Below are 2062 nucleotides of genomic sequence, written 5' to 3'. Positions count from 1 at the left end.
ATATTAAAGAAGAAAATATGAAAAAGTGGGGGAAGTGCTTCCATTTTATAAGAATGTATAGGTAATTGCGAAACTCGCGATGCTCGTTCGCAAACTTGAATCAAAATAGAAACAGAATTGAGCATAGCATGATTTTAATGACGAAAACGGATATTGAGCTGTTTTAGGCGCACTTAAATAAGCCGTAGACTTTATTGAGTTGGTAAGTCCTAAGCAATAAGAGGTTTTAAGCTGCGAATAAATTCGTGATGATTGATTTTATCCGAAAGTACAACTGTTATCAGTTGGGTAATTCCTGCAAGGATCAGATCGGCGTGAAGTGTTTTCTCATTCTCAGTTCTTCTTCCGGCCAGACAAAGATTATCCTTGATGTGGTTAATATCTCTTTCTACGGTGGTTCTGATTTTGTAAGTGTTATTCCATTCTTCTGTACCACGGATAGCGCCAGGATAGGCACGGAGATCCTTTTCAGGATAAATATACACCATTCTGCCACAAGAAGAAGCTGTACATGGATCATCACATGTACAGTGACGCTGGGATCTGCCAGTAGATGCATTTTTGATCCACTTGATTTTAGGACAGACAAACTTATATCTGGTAACACCGCTTCTGAGTTTTGATATTCCTTCATATTTCATGGGAAGTGAATCATCATGAGGACAGCAGGGAATCCCATTTTCATTAATCGTGTAGTCCTGTTTTTCAAGACCAGCCCTGGAATTCAGTGGGATATAAGCTTTATCAAAGTGTTTATGATCTCCGAACGTATTACCGGTAAGAAGTTTGGGATAGAGTGCCGCAGTATCAAAAGCAGCATCGCCAAGAAAAGTTTTGGGATTAATCAATGGATGCTTTAAAAAGAAATCTTTCAGGGTTGGAATTAAAAGCCTGGAATCATGGACAGACTTGTCTTCATCAGGTGAATCAGATTTCTTTTCAACGGTAATGTCAGGATGGGAAGCTATAAAGTTTTTGTTATAAAAAGCGATATGCCTGATGATTCCAAGACCGTTGGTAATGATGCCAAATTTGAAGACATAACAGAAATGTCCATTGATGTATAACTGTTTAATTTCAGGATTAGCAGACGCGTGCGAAGGCATAGAACCATAAGCGGCTTTATAAGGATCATAATTCTTGTCGAAGCTGTTAGCTTTTGCATAAGCCTTAAGGTGTCTGATAATGCGGTTAGCATACTTGGGATTATTCTCAGTAACAAAAGCTTCAATGCCTGAAGAATCAAAGATGGTCATATCGGCTTTTGCGGAATCAACAGCCTGACAGATTGGTTCGGTGAAATCAACAAGTTTATCAAAAACAAGCTGCAGATCATCTAAAAAGTCCTGTTTGAAGCGTGTAATCTTAGAGGCATCAGGGACTTTGGTAAAACCGCAGAAATCACGAAGCGGTTTCGAGTAAACCAGAAAAGTTAAAAGAAGCTGGTCTGTAGGGATTGAGAAGATACGCTGGATAATCAAAGCCCACAGGAAAGCACGTAAAGGGTATTTACGGGATCTTCCCGTTGATGCATAGAAATGATTTCTAAAAGAAATCGGAATAAACTCATCAATATCGATATGGGTTTCTAATAGAGAAAGAAATGCAGGCTTGTCATTATTAAATTTATTTTGGCAATCTTGAAAAATATCTGCCAAAGAAAGCTGTTTATATGGTATCATATGTATCAGAATAACTCCTTTCTTGGGTACATGGTTTGTAGTTTTTAGTCAACTCTATTATACCATATCCGGTGAGGAGTTATTTTAATTTGGTAACAAAAAATGCCGTATTTATGCGGGCTGTGGCGTTTCGCAAACGCCTATTACGCAATTCTTAATATGAGGGGCTTACCTTGCCCCTCTATCCTTATTCTGTAACTACAATCATAGTTCTATTTTTCAATCCCAAGCACGGTATTGGCCTGCTCACCCTCCATATATTCAAATGTGATGGTATCTCCTACACCATAACGCACGATATCAAGGTAATCTACTACCGATACATCGTAAATATCGGAATCATTTTCGAGCAAAATATATTGGTGCGTTTTACCTTCTAC

General features: G+C 38.4%; 1 pseudogene. It reads right to left on the bottom strand.

Annotation, left to right across the window (positions count from 1 at the left end):
• Nucleotides 1-304: 304 nt before the first annotated feature.
• Nucleotides 305-1682: pseudogene (locus ACT8VG_RS10615) on the bottom strand (transposase).
• Nucleotides 1683-2062 lie beyond the last annotated feature (380 nt).

This window comes from Catenibacterium sp. (assembly GCF_052354645.1).
Taxonomy (GTDB): Bacteria; Bacillota_I; Bacilli_A; order Erysipelotrichales; family Coprobacillaceae; genus Catenibacterium; species Catenibacterium mitsuoka_A.
Note: the sequence above shows the minus strand (reverse complement) of the source record. Positions and strands in the feature narration are given on the sequence as shown.